This is a genomic window from Brachybacterium muris, from assembly GCF_016907455.1.
In the GTDB taxonomy this organism is placed as follows: Bacteria; Actinomycetota; Actinomycetes; order Actinomycetales; family Dermabacteraceae; genus Brachybacterium; species Brachybacterium muris.
This window is the reverse complement of sequence record NZ_JAFBCB010000001.1, coordinates 1,384,524-1,402,692: the sequence shown is the minus strand read 5'-3', so window position 1 is coordinate 1,402,692 and position 18,169 is coordinate 1,384,524. Positions and strand designations below refer to the sequence as shown.

Here is an 18,169-nt window from a genome sequence, read left to right as displayed (position 1 = left end):
ACCGCTACGGCAGCGACGTGGCACCCGAACCCTCGATCAGCGGACCCCAGCGAGGCGAATATTCAGCGCTCGAGCAGTTCCAGCAGCATCGAACGCATTCCCTCGTCAGGATGGTCCAGCAGCCACTCGTCGATCACCAGCAGCGAGAACGTGGAGTACTTCCGCAGGAACTTCGTCTGGCCCTGCGGCTTGTCCTTTGCCAGGGCCCAGGCCTCTTCGAGGTCGGGCATTCGGATGTAGTGGGCTCGGAGCCGGTGCTGGCAGGCCTGCTTCGCCAGCGCGCAGCCGAGGTAGGACTTCCCTGAGCCGGTGAAGCCCTGGAAGACCACGTTCTGTTGCCGCTGGATGAAGGAGCAGGTTGCCAGTTGCGCGATCACGTTCCGGTTCAGTCCCCGTTCCTCGACCAGATCCAGCCGCCGCAGGTCCGCTCCGGGATAACGCAGCCCCGCCCGGCGGATCAGACCCTCGACCTTTCCATGATTGAAGATGGAATGCGCCTCGTCCACGATCAGCTGGAGCCGTTCCTGGAACGACATCCCCAGCACGTGAGCCTCATCCTGGGCATCGATCGCGTCCAGCAGCGCGGTCGCGCCCATCTCGCGCAGCTTCCGCTTCGTGTCGTTATCGATCACGCTCACCGGACACCTCCGGCGTAGTAGTCGGCGCCACGGACGTATCCGCCGTCTTCCGCGGGTTCCTCGCGGGGTGGACGCAGGGCGGCGACCTTGTCCTGCCCGGTGGCCAAGATCGGGTGCAGATGCGCATAGCGCGGTGAACGGACCCGTCCCGTCAGCGCGAGTGCGCAGGCCGCCTCGACCCGATCTACGGAGAAGCGGCGAGAGAGCCGTAGCACCGCCAACGCGGGATCCAGGCCCTGTTCCACGATCGGCACGGACTCGAAGATCCGCTGGATCACGATCACCGTGGCCGGCCCGACCCGATCTGCCCACGCCCGCACCCTCTGCGCGTCCCAGGCCTGGAAACGCTCGCCCGCAGGTAGGTCCGCGTCGTTGGTGCGGTACTCATTGCTCGCGGTCTCCGGGAGCAGCAGGTGACTGGTCAGTCGCTGGCTGCCCTGATAGATCTCCAGCGTCCGGGCCGTGATGCGCAGATCGACCTTCGCGCCGATGTGCGCGAACGGCGCGGAGTAGAAGTTCCGCGCGAACGTGACGTGCCCGTTCCTGCCCACTCGTCGTCCGTAGTGCCATGTCGAGATCTCGTAGGGCACCGCCGGCAGCGGCGTCAGCAGCGGCCGCTCCTCCGCGTCGAACACGCTGGCGCGGGATCCGGGCCGCTTCTGGAACGGCTCCGCGTTATAGGCCTCCATCCGCTGCCCGATGGCGGCTGCAAGTTCGGGCAGGGACGTGAATCGCTGATCCCGCAGCCCGGCGATGACCCAGGTCGCGACGTGCGCGACGGTGTTCTCCACGCTCGCCTTGTCTTTCGGTTTCCGCACCCTCCCCGGGAGCACCGCCGCCGAGTAATGCGCTGCCATCTCGCGATACGCATCGTTCAGGACGATCTCGCCCTCGCGGGGGTGCTTCACCACACCGGTCTTGAGGTTGTCCGGAACGATCCTCGGGACCGTCCCGCCCAGCGCCTCGAACATCGCTACGTGCGCTCGCAGCCAGGACTCCTGGCGCATATCCAGCGCCGGGAAGCAGAACGCGTAACGAGAAAAAGGCAGGCAGGCAACGAACAAGAACACCTTCGAGACCTCGCCGGTGACCGGATCGGCCAGCTCCATCGTGGGGCCGGACCAGTCGACCTCCACGCTCTGGCCGGCCTTGTGACCGACTCTCGAAGCGGCACCGGTGACCATGACGTGGTGCTGGTAGGTGCGGCAAAACCGGTCATACCCCATCGCCGGATCCCCAGCCGCCGTGGTCGCGTCGAAGTACTCGCCGTGCAACAGCTTCAGCGTCACGCCGACCCTGGCCATCTCTCGATGGACCTGTTCCCAGTCCGGCTGTGCGAACACGCTCTCGTGCTCGCCCCGGCCCGGGAACAACCGGGCATACACCTGCTCATCGGCGACGTCCGCGATATCGCCCCACCCGATCCCTGCAGCGTCAGCGGCCTCGAACACCGCCCTCACGGACTTGCGGGACATGCCCTGCGAGGACGAAATCGCTCGCCCCGACAGACCTTCTGCGCGCAGCTGGAGCACCAGCTTCGCCCTGATCTTCCGTACCATTCCAGATTGCTCCTTCCGCCGCGTGCCCTATACACACGGCGGAAGGAGCGTAGACAGAGCGGCCCCAACGACACCACTGGTGGTCCCGAACGACGCCACCGCTACGGCAGCGACGTGGCACCCGAACCCTCGATCAGCGGACCCCAGCGAGGCGAATATTCAGAGCCCGGCCGGGACGCTGCTTCCCCTCGGCCTTCAGCCGCTTCTTCACATCGGACGCGTACTTGTCGACGTACTCCTGGCCGGACAGTTCCTGCACGCGTGCACGGATCTCCTCGGTGACGGCGCGAAGCAGCCGACCCTCCTCGTAACCCTCGTACCCGGCAGCGAGCGCGGCCACGTCGATCGGCTCACCCACCAGGACCTTCATCTGCGGCCTGCGGTGAGGGAAGACCTTCCGGCCCCGGTGGGCCTCGAAGGTGTCGATCATCGCCACCGGTACCACGGGCGCACCGGCGGCCAGTGCGAAGCGAGCGGTGCCGGTCTTGAAGCGGTGAAGTCGGCCGTCGGGGCTGCGGCTCCCCTCGGGATAGATGCCCAGCACCTCGCCGTCACCCAGCACCTTCAGGCCGCCCTCGATGGCTGAGCGCGAGGCGGCACCGCCGGAGCGGTCCACCGGCATCACGTGCAGTCCTCGCAGCACCAGGGCGAACGCCTGGTTCAGCGGGGAACCACCCTTGAAGATGTCGGACTTGCCCAGGAAGTGCACTGCCCTGCGCACCTGGATCGGCATCACCACGGTGTCCGCGTAGGAGACATGGTTGGAGGCGAGGATGACGGGCCCGCGGTCGGGAATCCTCTCCTCGCCGACGATGATGGGGTTCCAGATCAGCCTGACCAGGGTCCCGACGATCACTTTGGCGAGGGCGTAGAACACGAGCACTCCTGGGGTGCGCTGCTGGAAGCGCTGGACGGTGATGTGGCTGCGCGGCGCGAGTGCGACCATGGACCCATGGAATTCAGCGAACTGTCCCGCCCCTGGCGCGCGCCGAGTCACTCTAACCCGCGCGGGGGGCTGCTCCTGTGCCACGGCTTCACCGGGTCCCCGCAGTCGATGCGGCCCTGGGCCGAGGACCACGCCGAGAAGGGATGGGACGTGGACCTGCCGCTGCTGCCCGGTCACGCCTCCACCTGGCAGGAACTGTCACGCACTCCCTGGCGGGCGTGGTACTCGCAGGTCCGCGACGCCGCGCGGGAACTCTCCGACGTGCACGGCCCGATCGCGGTGGGTGGGCTCAGCATGGGCGGTGCGCTGTCGTTGCTGCTGGCCGCAGATCCCGTGCTGCGAGGACGCATCGCTGCCCTGGTACTGGTGAACCCGGGGCTCAGCCTGCCGCCGGTGGCCGCTCTTACCGGCCTGATCGCACCGGTCGTGCCCACGCTCCCGGGCATCGCCTCGGACATCGCCGCCGAGGGTGTCACCGAGGAGGGCTACGACCGGTTGCCGGTCAGGGCCGTCGGTGAGCTGAGGAAGCTGTTCGGCAAGGCCCGGATGTCCCTGGGTGCCGTGGAGGTCCCGGTCCTGCTGGCCACGTCCCGCGAGGACCATACGGTCCCCGCGAAGGACAGCCGCAAGGTCGCCGCCGGGGTGGCGGGACCGGTGGAACGGCTCCCCCTGCTGCGCAGTCACCACGTGGCGACGCTGGACCACGACGCACCGCTGCTCTTCGAGACCTCCTCACGGTTCCTCGACCAGCACGTGCCGCGCCCTGCGGCGCAGAAGCGCTGAGGTGGCAGACATGGCAGGAACGACGCGATGACTCCGAGCAATGGGGCACCCCGGGAGGGCGATCCTCGGGACGTGGACGAGGAGTTCGCCCGACTGCTCGAGGCCGAGGGCGTCGTGCTGCCCCCGGGACAGGCCCCGTCCGAGCCCGCCGCCACGGACAAGGGTGAGCGGCACCGGTTGGGCAGCCCTGATTCTCCGGGCGAACCTCCCACCGAGGAGCAGCGAGCACGTGCCCGCGCCGTCCATCCGGCACTCGGCCGACCGGCGAAGAGCCCCGCCGAGCTCGACGATGACGACGACCTGTACGACCGGGACGCGTGGATGGGGGATTTCGTCCCGCCCGACCCCGATCTGCCCGAGCCCTCGTCGCGGGCCCTGTGGTCGTGGACCGCTCTCGTCGGCGGGGTGCTGATGCTGCTGGTGGTGGCCGTCTCCCCCTCCCTGCCCACGTGGGTCGGCGGGATCGGCGGCATCGCCGCACTGGGAGGCATCGTGTCGCTGCTGATGCGTGCGCCACGACACCGCGAAGACGACGGCGTGGAGGTCTAGGACCGGCCGAGCATGCGGACCGGGGCCGGGTTCACCTGGCCAGGTCGGCGGCTCCCACGATGCCGGCCCGGTTGCCCATCTGAGCCACCTCGAAGGGTGCGATGTCCCGGTGCATGCGGGCGGTCAAATGGGCGGCGTAGGCCTCCCGCGCGGGATCCAGCAGCAGGTCACCTGCCGCGCTCACGCCGCCGCCGACCACGATCACCTCGGGATCCAGCAGTGCCGAGATCGATGCCAGTCCCTCGCCCAGCCAACTGCCGATCTCGGCGATCAGCTCCCTGGCGCCGGGGTCGCCCTGCTGGGCGAGACGGGTGATCAGCGGTCCGTCGATCTCCTTCTTCGCGCCACCGGCGGCCTGCACCAGCGGACCCATCAGGGGATCACCGGTGGCGGCGCGGCGCTTGGCAGCGCGCACCAGCGCGGTTCCGGCCGTGTACTGCTCCAGGCAGCCGCGACGGCCGCATCCGCACCACTGCCCGTTCGGCACGGCGGTCATATGCGCGATCTCCCCCGCGAAGCCTCCGCTGCCGCGCACCAGTTCCCCGTTCAGCACGATCGCACCGCCCAGGCCCGTGCCCACGGTGACCATCAGCATGTGCTCCGCCTCGGTGGCGGCACCGAAGCGGAACTCCGCCCAGCCGGCCGCGTTGGCGTCGTTCTCCACCACCACCGGAAGGGACACCAGTCGCTCGATCTCCTCGGCGAGGGCGCGATGCCGCCAGGCGAGGTTCGCAGCGAACACCACGGTGCGACGGTCGGCACCGACGAAGCCGGCGGCTCCCACGCCCACCCCGACCACGTCGTGCTCCGCACGCAGCTCGGCGACGGCGTCGGCCACTCCGGCCTCGATCAGCTCCGGATCGGTGGCGGGGGTACTGCGGGTGGTGGCGGCGATGATGGTGCCGGCCTCGTCCACCACCCCGGCCGCGATCTTGGTGCCGCCGATGTCCACTCCGATGGAGAGCATGAAACCCCTTCCACTGCGTTCCGCGTGCTGAACATGCGGCCCGACCGATCCGTGTTGTCGGGGTCCATCGTAGGGTGCCCTGACGTAGACTTCCCCGGACCCCACCAGCGTTTCCGGACGGGTGCCCGGCACGCCGGAGCAGCGTCCGAGCCGGATCGAAGGAGATTCGATGAAGCAGTTCGGAACTGCCGCCCAGCACACCAGCCGCGATGACGAGAACACCACCGACCTCCTCCTCGGTCGCCTGAAGTCCGATCCCCGAACTCCCATATTCGAGCTGGCCGACCGCTCCGGGGCCTACCGCACGATGTCCGTCGGCAACTTCATCGACGAGGTCAAGGCCGTGGCCAAGGGTCTGATCGCCTCCGACGTCGGCACCGGTGACGTGGTCGCGATCATGTCCCGCACCCGCTACGAGTGGGTGCTGATGGACTGGGCGGTGTGGTTCGCCGGGGGGATCAGCGTCCCGATCTACGAGACCTCCGCCCCCAGCCAGATTCAGTGGATCGCCTCGGACTCCGGGGCCCGCTTCGCGGTGGTCGAGGCCACCCGCCACTGCGAGGACATGGAGTCCGTGCGCGGGGAGCTGCCCGCACTGGAGCGCATCGGTGTGCTGGAGGACGGCATCATCGAGGACCTCAAGAAGCGCGGCAAGGACGTCAGCGACGAGGACCTCGAGACCCGCCGCACGTCCCGGTCGATGTCGGACGTCGCCACCATTATCTACACCTCCGGCACCACCGGTCGCCCCAAGGGCGCCGAGCTCACCCACGCGAACTTCGTGGACACCACCCGCAGCGCGCTGAACCTGCTGGGCGAGCACGTGCTGCCCCCCGGTTCACGAATGCTGATGTTCCTGCCGATCGCGCACGTGTTCGCTCGCCTGCTCGTGGTGGTGGCCGCCTCCTGGCCGGTCACCACCGCCTTCACCCCGGACACCAAGAACCTGATGGAGGACCTGGCGAAGTTCAAGCCCACCTTCCTGCTCGCGGTCCCCCGCGTGTTCGAGAAGGTCTACAACAGCGCCGAGGCCAAGGCCATCGCCGGCGGCAAGGGCAAGATCTTCTCCGCCGGAGCCGACACCGCGATCGCCTATTCCAAGGCGCTCTCGGCAGGGAAGGTCCCACTGACCCTCAAGCTCAAGCACGCCGCCTTCGACAAGCTGCTGTACGCCAAGCTGCGCGGCGCCATGGGTGGGGACGTCTCCTGGGCCGTCTCCGGCGGTGCCCCGCTGGGGGCGCGCCTGGCGCACTTCTTCCGCGGCATCGGGGTGACGGTGCTGGAGGGCTACGGCCTGACCGAGACCACTGCCCCGGTGTGCGTGAACCTGCCGTGGTCGGTCAAGCCCGGCACCGTGGGCCCGCCCCTGCCCGGCTCCACCGTGGCGATCGACGACGACGGCGAGATCCTGGTCAAGGGCGTGATGGTGTTCAAGGGGTACCACAACAACCCCGAGGCCACCGCCGAGGCCATGCGCGACGGCTGGTTCCGCACCGGGGACATCGGCTCCCTGGACTCCGACGGCGCCCTCACCATCACCGGCCGCTCCAAGGAGGTCATCGTCACCGCCGGCGGCAAGAACGTCTCCCCCGCCCAGCTGGAGGACCAGCTGCGCTCCCACCCGCTGGTGAGCCAGTGCGTGGTGATCGGCGACCAGAAGCCCTTCGTCGCCGCGATCCTCACCCTGGACCCGGAGATGCTCCCCACCTGGCTGAAGAACAACGGCCTGCCGGAGATGAGCATCGAGGAGGCCGGCCGCAACGAGAAGGTGCGTGCCGAGGTCCAGCAGGTGGTGGACAAGGCCAACCAGTCCGTCTCCCGCGCCGAGTCGATCCGCACCTTCGAGATCATCGACACCGACTTCACCGAGGAGAACGGGTACCTCACCCCCTCGATGAAGCTCAAGCGCAACGTGGTGGTCAAGGACTTCGCCGATGTGATCGACACGATCTACTCGGGTCAGAAGCCGTCGGCCTGACAGCTCTCGCTCCGAGCTCTCCCTCGGGGGCCCGCTGAGCGACACGAGGCCCCGTCACCCGCTCTCGGCTGTCGGGGCCTCGTCGTAGTGTGCGGGACATGCCCGCCCGTCGCCTTCCCCGCCAGCAGCTCAGCTTCGACGACCTCGGCACCCCGCTGGCAGAGGCCACCTTGGTGGTGGTGGACCTGGAGACCACCGGGACGAACCCCACCGAGGACGCCATCACGGAGATCGGCGCGGTCAAGGTGCGCGGCGGAGAGGTGCTCGGTGAGTTCCGCACCTTCGTGGACCCCCAGCGCCCCATCCCCGCCTACATCGCCTCCCTCACCGGCATCTCGGACGCCATGGTGACCGGCGCCCCCCACATCGCCACAGTCCTGCCGATGTTCCTGGACTTCGTGGGGGACGCCTCGCTGGTGGCGCACAACGCCCGCTTCGACATCGGGTTCCTCACCGCCCACGCCGCCCGGCACCACATCCCCTGGCCCTCACCGCAGGTGCTGGACACCCTGGCGCTGGCCCGCACCGTGTATCGCAGGGACGAGGTGCGAGACCATCGCCTGTCCACGCTGGCCGCCCACGTGGGAGCGAGCGTCCCGCCGGATCACCGGGCGCTGTCCGATGCACGGGCCACGGTGGACGTGCTGCACGCGATGATCGCCCGGCTGGGCCCGCAGGGTGCCACCACCCTGGAGGACCTCGCCTCCGCTCACCGTCGCGCCAGCCCGGTGCAGCTGCGCAAGAAGCACCTGGCCGCCACGGTTCCGCCGGTGCCGGGGGTGTACGAGTTCCTCGATGCCCAGGGGCAGGTGCTGTACGTGGGGACCTCCCGCAACCTCCGCAGTCGGGTGCGCACCTACTTCACCGCCGCCGAGACCCGCCGCAGGGTGCTGGACATGCTGCCGCGGGCGGAGTCGATCCGCACCATCGAGTGCACCACCGCCACCGAGGCCGCAGTGCGGGAGCTGCGGATCATCGGGGCGACCAAGCCGCCCTCGAACCGCCGCGGGCTCACCCCGGAGAAGGCCCTGTGGCTGCGACTCGGTCCGGGCCGTGAGGGGCTGCGGGCCGCGCGCCTGGCCAAGGACGAGTCCGACGGCTCCGCCCAGATCGGGCCGCTGGGATCCCGGCACGACGTCGAACCGCTCAAGGCGCTGCTCACCGATGCGGTGATGGGCAGGGCCGCTGCGTTCGAGACGAGCTCTCGAGGTGACCGGCCGGTGGATCAGGGGCATCGGTCTCGGATCCGCCGGGCGCTGCTGGAGGATCCGAGCGAGGTGCTCGAGCACGCGGCCGGTCGGATGCGCGGCCACGTCACCGCCGGTCACTACGAGGACGCCGAACGCATCCGGCAGCTCACGCTCACCTACCTGAAGGCAGCGCGCCGGGCGAGCAGGCTGAGGGCCCTGGCCGCGATCCCGCTGCTGATCGCGGCGCGGCCCGTTACCGAGGGGGTGATAGGCAGGCGCGGCTGGGAACTGCTGGCCGTGCGTCACGGCAGGTTCTCGGGCACCGCTCTGGTACCGGCCCGGACAGATCCACTGGCAGCTGCCCGCTCCCTCGCTCTCACCGGTTCCGGGGAGGCGGAGCTCGCGGCCCCGCTGTGCCAGGGCTACCACCAGGAGGCGGAGATCCTCGCGAGCTGGCTGGAGGGTGAAGGCATGCGCACCGTGCTGGTGGAGGGCGCCTGGGCCGTGCCGGCACGGGCACGCTTCGAGGCGGAACATCTCACCGAGCACTTCTCCCGCACCGCGGCCGCCGCGGAGGCATAGGCTCGGTTCACACCCATCCGCCCGATACCCCTGGAGGATCCATGATCACCGCCATCGCCTCGATCATCGTCGAGTCCCACCGCATCCCCGAAGTCGCCCAGAGCATCGTGGACATCGAGGGCGTGGAGCAGGTCTACTCCGTCACCGGCGATGTGGATCTCATCGCCGTGGTGCGTGTGCGTCGCCACGAGGATCTCGCCGAGGTCATCGCCGACCAGCTCAGCAAGGTCGAGGGCGTCCTGGACACCACCACCAACATCGCGTTCAAGACCTACTCCAAGAAGGACCTGGACGCCGCGTTCGACCTCGGCATGGACGGCTGAGACCGGTCGCCCCGGGCTCCTGCACCGCAGGGGCGGGGCGACGCGCCCAGCCGTCCTCGGGTCAGCGCCCCTCGGAGGCAGCCTGGGAGGCGCGCGCCCAGCGGTCCAGGAGCTCGGCCGGGCGCCCGGAGTCCAGCGCATCCCGCGCCTCGGCGAAGGAGGCTGCGAAGCGCTCGTGGAAGCCGTCGGCCGCAGCCTGGTCGATCCCGTCGTAGGCGAGCACGCCGGCGGCGGCGTTCAGCAGAACGGCGTCGCGGACCGGGCCCATGCGGCCTTCGCGGGAACCTGCGAACAGGTCCCGGGCCACCTGGGCGTTCTCCTCGGCGGTGCCGCCTCGCAGGGCGTCGTGGCCGGCGCGGCCCACGCCCAGCAGCTCTTCGGCATCCAGCACATGCTCGCGCACCTGACCGCCGCGCACCTCCCACACGTCCGACGGGGCGGTGACGGTGAGCTCGTCCAGGCCGTCCTGGCCGCGGAACACCAGGGCGCTGGTGCCCCGAGAGGCGAACACCCCGGCCACCGTCGGCGCAACCGTGGCATCGGCCACACCCACCGCACTGGCCCTGGGCCGTGCGGGATTGGTGATCGGCCCCAGGATGTTCATCACCGTGGGGATGCCCAGCCCCTTGCGAGCCTCGGCGGTGTACCTCATGGAGGGATGGAACACCTGGGCGAACAGGAACGTCATCCCGATCCTGTCCACCAGGTCCTCGACCACGGGGACGGGGAGGTCCAGGCGCACCCCGAGCGCCTCGAGCACATCGGCGGAACCGGAGCGGGAGGTGGAGGCACGGTTGCCGTGCTTGACCACGGTGCGGCCGGTGGAGGCGATGACCATCGAGGCCATGGTGGAGATGTTCACGGTCTGCGCGAGATCCCCACCGGTGCCCACGATGTCGATGGAATGCGAGGGGGCCTCCACGGGACGGGCATGGGAGGTCATGGCATCGGCGAGGGCGCCCAGCTCGGTGCTGGTCACTCCCTTCGCCTGAAGGGCCACCAGGAACCCGGCCAGCTGCACGGGGGTGGCCTCGCCGCTCATGACCTCGTCCATCGCCCAGCTCGCCTCTGCATGGGTGAGCTCGTCGCCGCGCACCAGGCGGGCGGTGATCCGGGACCAGGTCGGGGTGCTCTCGTTCATGCATCGATCATCCCACCGCCGCGCCGGTGGGAGCCGGATGGGACCACAGTGCGGATCGGGCAGCACGCATCCTGACGATCACGCGGCGCCGCTCGGACCGGATCACGGATCGGTCACGACGGTCACACCTGGCCGTCACCTGCACATCGAGTGCGTGTCCAGGTTCGTGACGCGGCGTCAGGGGAGCTATGCTGACATGGTTCGCCCGGGCGCCGTGCCCCGCGGTGGGTCCGGAGGTCGTGAACTGGTCCCGCTGAATCTGACGACACGACATAATGGTGACGTGACTACTGCGACCCTGACTGAGCGCCCAGCCCCCGCCGCGCCGGCGGTGGGCCGCCCCAACCCGACCCAGATCGGGACGTTCATCTGGCTCGCCAGCGAGCTGATGTTCTTCGGTGGCCTTTTCGCGATGTACTTCACGCTGCGGTCGATGGTGCCGGACGTCTTCGCCGACGGCCAGGCCAACTTCAAGCAGGGCTTCGCGCTGCTGAACACCTCGATCCTGGTGGCCAGCTCGGTCACCTGCCAGATCGGCGTCTACATGGCCGAGGGGCGCCTCCCCGGCGGCCGCGTGTTCGAACCGCGCAAGCGCCGCGAGGGCTCGATCTTCAACATCGCCGGCTGGGGAATGATCGAGTGGTTCACCCTGACCTACATCATGGGCGCGATCTTCGTGGCCGGGCAGGCCTTCGAGTACGCCGAGCTGGTGCACCACGGGGTAACGATGTCGTCCTCCCCCTTCGGGTCCATCTTCTACCTGGCCACCGGCTTCCACGGCATCCACGTCATCGGCGGTCTGATCGCCTTCCTGATGGTGCTGGCCCGCGCCTTCGCGGCCTCCAAGTTCACCCAGCACGAGCAGGTCTCCGCAATCTGCGTGTCCTACTACTGGCACTTCGTGGACATCGTGTGGATCGTGCTGTTCGCGATCGTCTACCTGCTGGATCCGATCATGACCATGCGCGGTGGCAACGCCATCCCCGTCGACTTCAACTGGTCGATCTTCTGATCCAGCACCCGCTGCTCCCCGGTACGTCCCCCGTCCCCGCCCGACTCCTCCACGAATCGAGGTCCGAACCGTGAAGGCACTCGCCGCACGTCGCCATCACCCGATGGCATTGCTCGTGATACTGCTGCTCGCGCTGGTCGCCACAGGCGGGCTGTACGCCGCCTTCCAGCCGCGCGTGGCCCAGGCCGAGACCTACACCCAGGAGGACATCGCCGAAGGCGAGGCACTGTTCCTGGCCAACTGCGCCTCCTGCCACGGCCGCAACGCCGAGGGTCAGATGGACCCGGACGGCCAGACCACCGGCCCCTCCCTGATCGGCGTGGGAGCCGCGGCAGTGGACTTCCAGGTGGGCACCGGCCGCATGCCGATGCAGCGCTCCGGTGCGCAGGCCGCTCGCAAGCCCCCGCAGATGAACGAGGAGCAGACCCGGCAGCTCGCCGCGTACGTCGCCTCGCTGGGCCCCGGTCCGGCCGTGCCTGTTGCCGAGTACCTCGACGCCGAGGCCGGTGACCCCGTCAACGGCGGTGAGATCTTCCGCATCAACTGCGCCATGTGCCACAACGCTGCCGGTGCCGGCGGCGCGCTGACTCGCGGCAAGTACGCCCCGCCGGTGCTGGGCCTGGAGCCCAAGCACGTGTACGAGGCGATGGAGACCGGCCCGCAGAACATGCCGGTGTTCAACGACAACAACCTCACCCCCGAGGACAAGCGCGACGTGATCGCCTACCTCGATCAGCTCGAGGAGGTCGGCTCCCCCGGCGGCATCTCCCTGGGCTCACTCGGTCCGGTGACCGAGGGCCTGTACGCATGGACCATCATCCTCACCCTCCTGACCGGCTGTGCCGTGTGGCTGGGGGCGAAGGCGAAGTGAGCACGCACGTGAACGACAACATCGACGGAACCCGTCCTGCCCGCGGTGTCAGCGCCATCGCCCCGCGCGAGGACGGCGGGTTCCCCAACCCCGGCCTGCCCCCGCACCAGCACCGTCGCGCGGACGTGGACCCCAGGGCCGAAAAGCGCGCCGAGCGCATCGTCGCCGGGCTCTTCCTGGTGTCCGTGCTGGGCACCGTGCTCTTCATCGCCTCGTACTTCCTGGTCACCCCGCACCACAAGAACCTCTTCGCGGAGTCGGGCACCTGGGAGGCCCTGTGGTGGTCCAACCTGGTGACCGGCCTTGGTCTGGCGATCGCCGTGTTCTTCATCGGCGCTGCTGCTGTGCACTGGGCCAAGACCCTGATGCCCGATGACGAGGTGGTCGAGGAGCGGCACCCGATCCGCAGCACCGACGAGTCCCGCGGGGCCGCGGTCGACATCATCACGGGTGGCCTGGACGAATCCGGTATCGGCCGCCGTCCGCTGATCGTCACCTCGATGGTGGCGGCGCTGGCGGCCCTGCCGATCGCTGTGCTGGCCCCGCTGTCCACCCTGGGTCCGATGCCGGGAAACAAGCTGCACCACACCTTCTGGAAGTCGGGGATGCGCTTGGCCCGGGACCACGACGGCACCCCCATCAAGGCCTCGGACGTCGCGATGAACTCGATCTTCCACGTGATGCCGGAGGACCTCACCTCCGAGACCCCGCACTTCCTGGAGGAGCGCGCCAAGGCGGCCACGGTCATCGTGCGCATCGACCCGAAGCTCGGCAAGAACGAGGAGAGCCTGGCGAACGGGTACGAGGGCATTCTCGCCTTCTCCAAGATCTGCACCCACGTGGGATGCCCGGTGGCGCTGTACGAGCAGCAGACGCACCACATGCTGTGCCCCTGCCACCAGTCCACCTTCGACGTCACCGACGCCGCCAAGGTCATCTTCGGCCCGGCCCACCGACCGCTCCCCCAGCTCCCGATCGAGGTCGATGCCGAGGGCTACCTGGTGGCCCGCGGCGACTTCCCCGAGCCGATCGGTCCCAGTTTCTGGGACATCCACAAGGACAAGTGATCACGTGTCGACCACGACTCCCGCATCCCAGAAGCAGGCCCCGAAGCAGGGGCGCGCGATGAAGCTCGGTGCCGTCGGCGGTGACTGGCTGGACCAGCGCGTCTCCGGCGGCGGTTTCATCAAGTTCTTCGCCCGGAAGATCTTCCCCGACCACTGGTCGTTCATGTTCGGCGAGGTGGCTCTGTACAGCTTCGTCATCCTGCTGATCACCGGCACCTTCCTGACCATGTTCTTCGACCCCTCCATGGAGGAGGTTATCTACAACGGCCCGTACGAGGCGCTGCAGGGCGAGCACATGTCTCGCGCCTTCGAGTCCACGCTGGAGATCTCCTTCGAGGTCACCGGTGGTCTGCTGTTCCGGCAGATGCACCACTGGGCGGCCCTGGTGTTCATGGTCGCGATCTACGTGCACATGTTCCGCGTGTTCTTCACCGGGGCCTTCCGCAAGCCGCGTGAGCTGAACTGGCTGATCGGCTTTACCCTGATGATCCTCGGGATGGTGGCCGGGTTCTCCGGCTACTCCCTCCCGGATGACGTCTTGTCCGGGAACGGACTGCGCATCGCGGACGGCCTGGCGAAGTCGATGCCGGTGGTGGGCACCTACATCTCGTTCCTGCTGTTCGGAGGCGAGTTCCCCGGGACCTACATCATCCCGCGCCTGTTCACCATCCACATCCTGCTGGTGCCCGCAGCCATCCTGGGACTGATCGCGATCCACCTGGTGCTGCTGGTGCTGCACAAGCACACCCAGTACCCCGGCCCGGGGCGCACCGACCGCAACGTGGTGGGCTTCCCGCTGTTCCCGGTGTACACCGCGAAGGCCGGGGGCTTCTTCTTCCTGGTGTTCGGCGTTATCGCCCTGATCTCCGCCACCACCAGCATCAACGCTGTGTGGGTGTACGGACCGTACGATCCGTCCCCTGTCTCAGCCGGTTCGCAGCCCGACTGGTACATGCTGTTCACCGACGGTGGCCTGCGCCTGATCCCGGGTTGGGAGTCGACGATCTTCGGCTACGTGTTCTCCTGGAACATGCTGATCCCGATGATGTTCTACGGCGCGATGCTGGGCTTCCTGGCCCTGTACCCGTTCATCGAGGCATGGGTGACCGGTGATGACCGGGAGCACCACCTGCTGGACCTGCCGTACAACACCCCGGTCCGCACCGGCCTCGGCGTCGCCTGGATCACCGTTTACATCGTGCTCGTGCTCGCCGCGGCGAACGACCTGCTGGCGATCGCGTTGGACCTGTCGATCAACGACCTCACGTGGCTGTACCGGATCCTGTTCTTCGTGGCCCCGGTGCTCGCGTTCTGGATCACAAAGCGCCTGTGCCTGTCACTCCAGCGTCAGGCCCACCAGAAGGCGCTGCACGGCGTGGAGACCTCCCGCATTGTGCGCACCGAGACCGGCGACATGATCGAGATTCACGAGCCGCTGAACGAGTACGACCGCTGGGTCCTGGTCCAGCACGATGACTACCGTCCGCTCAAGGCCGGCAACGGCGTCTCATCGCTCCGCGCTGCGGCGACATCGTTCTTCTTCAAGGACAGCATTACTCCGGCCAGCCCCGCCGAGCTGCGGGAGGCCCTGGAGCACGCCGGCCACGAGAAGCACACGATCGATCAGCTCACTGGCGGCGACTACCGCACCCCTGCGGAGAAGGCCACCCACTGATCGCCTGATGATCGCGGGGGTCCGCACTCCCCCACCACAGGCTGAAGGGCCCCGAAGTTCGCTGCGGGGCCCTTCCGCTGTAGATCTGTGCGCTTCGACTGTTCTACCGAGTACGCATATATTCGTCTGTCCGACTCATTTGGGAACGGTCTGCGATCCGGGGTGCCTGTGCGGCTCGGGGCCGCACCCGTCACTCCAGGAAGGGACTGCGGGTGTGTCCGCGCCGCTGGGGGCGCCCCGCGGCGGCATCGGCCAGGTAGCGGGCCGAGCCCAGGCTCAGGCGCCGGTCGGCCTTCCGCAGAGCCCTGAGTGCTCGCACAGGGTGCGCCGAGGGGTCGATGCCTCGCTCCATCAGCACGCCGCGTGCCCAGTGAGTATTCGTAGTCGTGGGAGCCACCGAATCTTGCTCTTGGGGACCGCCGATCGTGCCGACGGGGGCCAGTAGCCGCCGCGGTGGGGACCACTGGCTCCCGCCGGCATCGGGTCACTGGGGCAGTGCGGTGTGTTCTCGCATGTTCCTGTCGCCGGTGTCGATCCAGATTGTGTTGTGCACGATGCGGTCCATGATCGCATCGGCGTGGACTGCTCCACCGAGCCGGGCGTGCCAGTCCTTCTTCGGGTACTGGGTGCAGAACACGGTCGAGCCGGTGTCATAGCGGCGCTCGAGCAGTTCCAGCAGCATCGAACGCATTCCCTCGTCAGGATGGTCCAGCAGCCACTCGTCGATCACCAGCAGCGAGAACGTGGAGTACTTCCGCAGGAACTTCGTCTGGCCCTGCGGCTTGTCCTTTGCCAGGGCCCAGGCCTCTTCGAGGTCGGGCATTCGGATGTAGTGGGCTCGGAGCCGGTGCTGGCAGGCCTGCTTCGCCAGCGCGCAGCCGAGGTAGGACTTCCCTGAGCCGGTGAAGCCCTGGAAGACCACGTTCTGTTGCCGCTGGATGAAGGAGCAGGTTGCCAGTTGCGCGATCACGTTCCGGTTCAGTCCCCGTTCCTCGACCAGATCCAGCCGCCGCAGGTCCGCTCCGGGATAACGCAGCCCCGCCCGGCGGATCAGACCCTCGACCTTTCCATGATTGAAGATGGAATGCGCCTCGTCCACGATCAGCTGGAGCCGTTCCTGGAACGACATCCCCAGCACGTGAGCCTCATCCTGGGCATCGATCGCGTCCAGCAGCGCGGTCGCGCCCATCTCGCGCAGCTTCCGCTTCGTGTCGTTATCGATCACGCTCACCGGACACCTCCGGCGTAGTAGTCGGCGCCACGGACGTATCCGCCGTCTTCCGCGGGTTCCTCGCGGGGTGGACGCAGGGCGGCGACCTTGTCCTGCCCGGTGGCCAAGATCGGGTGCAGATGCGCATAGCGCGGTGAACGGACCCGTCCCGTCAGCGCGAGTGCGCAGGCCGCCTCGACCCGATCTACGGAGAAGCGGCGAGAGAGCCGTAGCACCGCCAACGCGGGATCCAGGCCCTGTTCCACGATCGGCACGGACTCGAAGATCCGCTGGATCACGATCACCGTGGCCGGCCCGACCCGATCTGCCCACGCCCGCACCCTCTGCGCGTCCCAGGCCTGGAAACGCTCGCCCGCAGGTAGGTCCGCGTCGTTGGTGCGGTACTCATTGCTCGCGGTCTCCGGGAGCAGCAGGTGACTGGTCAGTCGCTGGCTGCCCTGATAGATCTCCAGCGTCCGGGCCGTGATGCGCAGATCGACCTTCGCGCCGATGTGCGCGAACGGCGCGGAGTAGAAGTTCCGCGCGAACGTGACGTGCCCGTTCCTGCCCACTCGTCGTCCGTAGTGCCATGTCGAGATCTCGTAGGGCACCGCCGGCAGCGGCGTCAGCAGCGGCCGCTCCTCCGCGTCGAACACGCTGGCGCGGGATCCGGGCCGCTTCTGGAACGGCTCCGCGTTATAGGCCTCCATCCGCTGCCCGATGGCGGCTGCAAGTTCGGGCAGGGACGTGAATCGCTGATCCCGCAGCCCGGCGATGACCCAGGTCGCGACGTGCGCGACGGTGTTCTCCACGCTCGCCTTGTCTTTCGGTTTCCGCACCCTCCCCGGGAGCACCGCCGCCGAGTAATGCGCTGCCATCTCGCGATACGCATCGTTCAGGACGATCTCGCCCTCGCGGGGGTGCTTCACCACACCGGTCTTGAGGTTGTCCGGAACGATCCTCGGGACCGTCCCGCCCAGCGCCTCGAACATCGCTACGTGCGCTCGCAGCCAGGACTCCTGGCGCATATCCAGCGCCGGGAAGCAGAACGCGTAACGAGAAAAAGGCAGGCAGGCAACGAACAAGAACACCTTCGAGACCTCGCCGGTGACCGGATCGGCCAGCTCCATCGTGGGGCCGGACCAGTCGACCTCCACGCTCTGGCCGGCCTTGTGACCGACTCTCGAAGCGGCACCGGTGACCATGACGTGGTGCTGGTAGGTGCGGCAAAACCGGTCATACCCCATCGCCGGATCCCCAGCCGCCGTGGTCGCGTCGAAGTACTCGCCGTGCAACAGCTTCAGCGTCACGCCGACCCTGGCCATCTCTCGATGGACCTGTTCCCAGTCCGGCTGTGCGAACACGCTCTCGTGCTCGCCCCGGCCCGGGAACAACCGGGCATACACCTGCTCATCGGCGACGTCCGCGATATCGCCCCACCCGATCCCTGCAGCGTCAGCGGCCTCGAACACCGCCCTCACGGACTTGCGGGACATGCCCTGCGAGGACGAAATCGCTCGCCCCGACAGACCTTCTGCGCGCAGCTGGAGCACCAGCTTCGCCCTGATCTTCCGTACCATTCCAGATTGCTCCTTCCGCCGCGTGCCCTATACACACGGCGGAAGGAGCGTAGACAGAGCGGCCCCAACGACACCACTGGTGGTCCCGAACGACGCCA

The 18,169-nt window shown here is 68.2% G+C and carries 16 protein-coding genes and 1 pseudogene; 9 read left to right on the top strand and 8 right to left on the bottom strand.

Annotated elements, in window-relative coordinates; translation table 11 throughout:
- Positions 1–65: 65 nt before the first annotated feature.
- The 3 genes and pseudogenes from JOD52_RS06480 to JOD52_RS06470 form a co-directional block, all read right to left on the bottom strand.
- A pseudogene (locus JOD52_RS06480) lies at positions 66–638 on the bottom strand (ATP-binding protein); the annotation flags it as partial.
- Positions 635–2,197 carry an IS21 family transposase gene (istA, locus tag JOD52_RS06475; protein WP_204408388.1) on the bottom strand — a complete coding sequence of 521 codons (1,563 nt, stop codon included), beginning with the start codon at positions 2,195–2,197 and terminating at the stop codon, positions 635–637. The pseudogene JOD52_RS06480 and the gene istA (JOD52_RS06475), both read right to left, overlap by 4 nt.
- A gap of 133 nt (positions 2,198–2,330) precedes the next feature.
- A complete protein-coding gene (locus JOD52_RS06470; RefSeq protein ID WP_204409125.1) occupies positions 2,331–3,143 on the bottom strand; it encodes a lysophospholipid acyltransferase family protein in 813 nt (270 codons plus the stop codon).
- 6 nt (positions 3,144–3,149) lie between these two features.
- On the opposite strand from JOD52_RS06470, the gene JOD52_RS06465 reads away from it, so the two are divergent.
- Positions 3,150–3,926 (top strand): alpha/beta hydrolase, encoded by a 777-nt coding sequence (locus JOD52_RS06465; protein ID WP_204409124.1) that lies wholly within the window; start codon positions 3,150–3,152, stop codon positions 3,924–3,926.
- Positions 3,927–3,953: 27 nt separating this feature from the next.
- The gene (locus tag JOD52_RS06460; protein WP_204409123.1) at positions 3,954–4,475 is read left to right on the top strand and encodes a hypothetical protein; all 522 of its coding nucleotides are present in this window, start codon (positions 3,954–3,956) and stop codon (positions 4,473–4,475) included.
- A gap of 31 nt (positions 4,476–4,506) precedes the next feature.
- On the opposite strand, the gene JOD52_RS06455 is transcribed toward JOD52_RS06460, so the two are convergent.
- A complete protein-coding gene (locus JOD52_RS06455) occupies positions 4,507–5,442 on the bottom strand; it encodes an ROK family protein (protein ID WP_204409122.1) in 936 nt (311 codons plus the stop codon).
- Positions 5,443–5,611: 169 nt separating this feature from the next.
- On the opposite strand from JOD52_RS06455, the gene JOD52_RS06450 reads away from it, so the two are divergent.
- The 3 genes from JOD52_RS06450 to JOD52_RS06440 all read left to right on the top strand — a co-directional run bounded on the left by JOD52_RS06450 (position 5,612) and on the right by JOD52_RS06440 (position 9,515).
- The gene (locus tag JOD52_RS06450; protein WP_204409121.1) at positions 5,612–7,420 is read left to right on the top strand and encodes an AMP-dependent synthetase/ligase; all 1,809 of its coding nucleotides are present in this window, start codon (positions 5,612–5,614) and stop codon (positions 7,418–7,420) included.
- A 98-nt stretch (positions 7,421–7,518) separates the two neighbouring features.
- Positions 7,519–9,192, top strand: coding sequence for a DEDD exonuclease domain-containing protein (locus tag JOD52_RS06445; protein ID WP_204409120.1), 1,674 nt, complete (start codon positions 7,519–7,521; stop codon positions 9,190–9,192).
- A 41-nt stretch (positions 9,193–9,233) separates the two neighbouring features.
- Positions 9,234–9,515: an Lrp/AsnC family transcriptional regulator gene (locus JOD52_RS06440; RefSeq protein ID WP_017823678.1), complete on the top strand. Its 282-nt coding sequence runs from the start codon at positions 9,234–9,236 to the stop codon at positions 9,513–9,515.
- A gap of 61 nt (positions 9,516–9,576) precedes the next feature.
- Here the strand turns inward: JOD52_RS06440 and trpD are convergent, their stop codons facing one another.
- Positions 9,577–10,656, bottom strand: a complete 1,080-nt coding sequence (trpD, locus tag JOD52_RS06435) for an anthranilate phosphoribosyltransferase (RefSeq protein WP_204409119.1) — start codon at positions 10,654–10,656, stop codon at positions 9,577–9,579.
- Positions 10,657–10,939: 283 nt separating this feature from the next.
- Between trpD and ctaE the strand changes: the two genes are divergently transcribed.
- The 4 genes from ctaE to qcrB all read left to right on the top strand — a co-directional run bounded on the left by ctaE (position 10,940) and on the right by qcrB (position 15,281).
- A complete protein-coding gene (ctaE, locus tag JOD52_RS06430; RefSeq protein WP_259804964.1) occupies positions 10,940–11,668 on the top strand; it encodes an aa3-type cytochrome oxidase subunit III in 729 nt (242 codons plus the stop codon).
- A gap of 70 nt (positions 11,669–11,738) precedes the next feature.
- The gene (gene qcrC / locus JOD52_RS06425) at positions 11,739–12,539 is read left to right on the top strand and encodes a cytochrome bc1 complex diheme cytochrome c subunit (RefSeq protein WP_204409118.1); all 801 of its coding nucleotides are present in this window, start codon (positions 11,739–11,741) and stop codon (positions 12,537–12,539) included.
- Positions 12,540–12,547: 8 nt separating this feature from the next.
- Positions 12,548–13,606: a cytochrome bc1 complex Rieske iron-sulfur subunit gene (qcrA, locus tag JOD52_RS06420; protein WP_204411552.1), complete on the top strand. Its 1,059-nt coding sequence runs from the start codon at positions 12,548–12,550 to the stop codon at positions 13,604–13,606.
- 4 nt (positions 13,607–13,610) lie between these two features.
- A complete protein-coding gene (gene qcrB, locus JOD52_RS06415) occupies positions 13,611–15,281 on the top strand; it encodes a cytochrome bc1 complex cytochrome b subunit (RefSeq protein ID WP_204409117.1) in 1,671 nt (556 codons plus the stop codon).
- Positions 15,282–15,632: 351 nt separating this feature from the next.
- Here qcrB and JOD52_RS17460 read toward each other — a convergent pair whose 3' ends face one another.
- Genes JOD52_RS17460 through istA (JOD52_RS06405) form a run of 3 tightly spaced genes read right to left on the bottom strand, consistent with a single transcriptional unit; the run spans position 15,633 to position 18,071 of the window.
- Positions 15,633–15,761, bottom strand: coding sequence for a hypothetical protein (locus JOD52_RS17460; RefSeq protein WP_275579094.1), 129 nt, complete (start codon positions 15,759–15,761; stop codon positions 15,633–15,635).
- Between the two features lie 4 nt (positions 15,762–15,765).
- On the bottom strand, positions 15,766–16,512 hold the full coding sequence (locus tag JOD52_RS06410) for an ATP-binding protein (protein WP_338124028.1): 747 nt from the start codon (positions 16,510–16,512) through the stop codon (positions 15,766–15,768).
- Positions 16,509–18,071 (bottom strand): IS21 family transposase, encoded by a 1,563-nt coding sequence (gene istA, locus JOD52_RS06405; RefSeq protein ID WP_204408388.1) that lies wholly within the window; start codon positions 18,069–18,071, stop codon positions 16,509–16,511. The genes JOD52_RS06410 and istA (JOD52_RS06405) overlap by 4 nt, the downstream gene beginning before the upstream one ends.
- Positions 18,072–18,169: the final 98 nt, after the last annotated feature.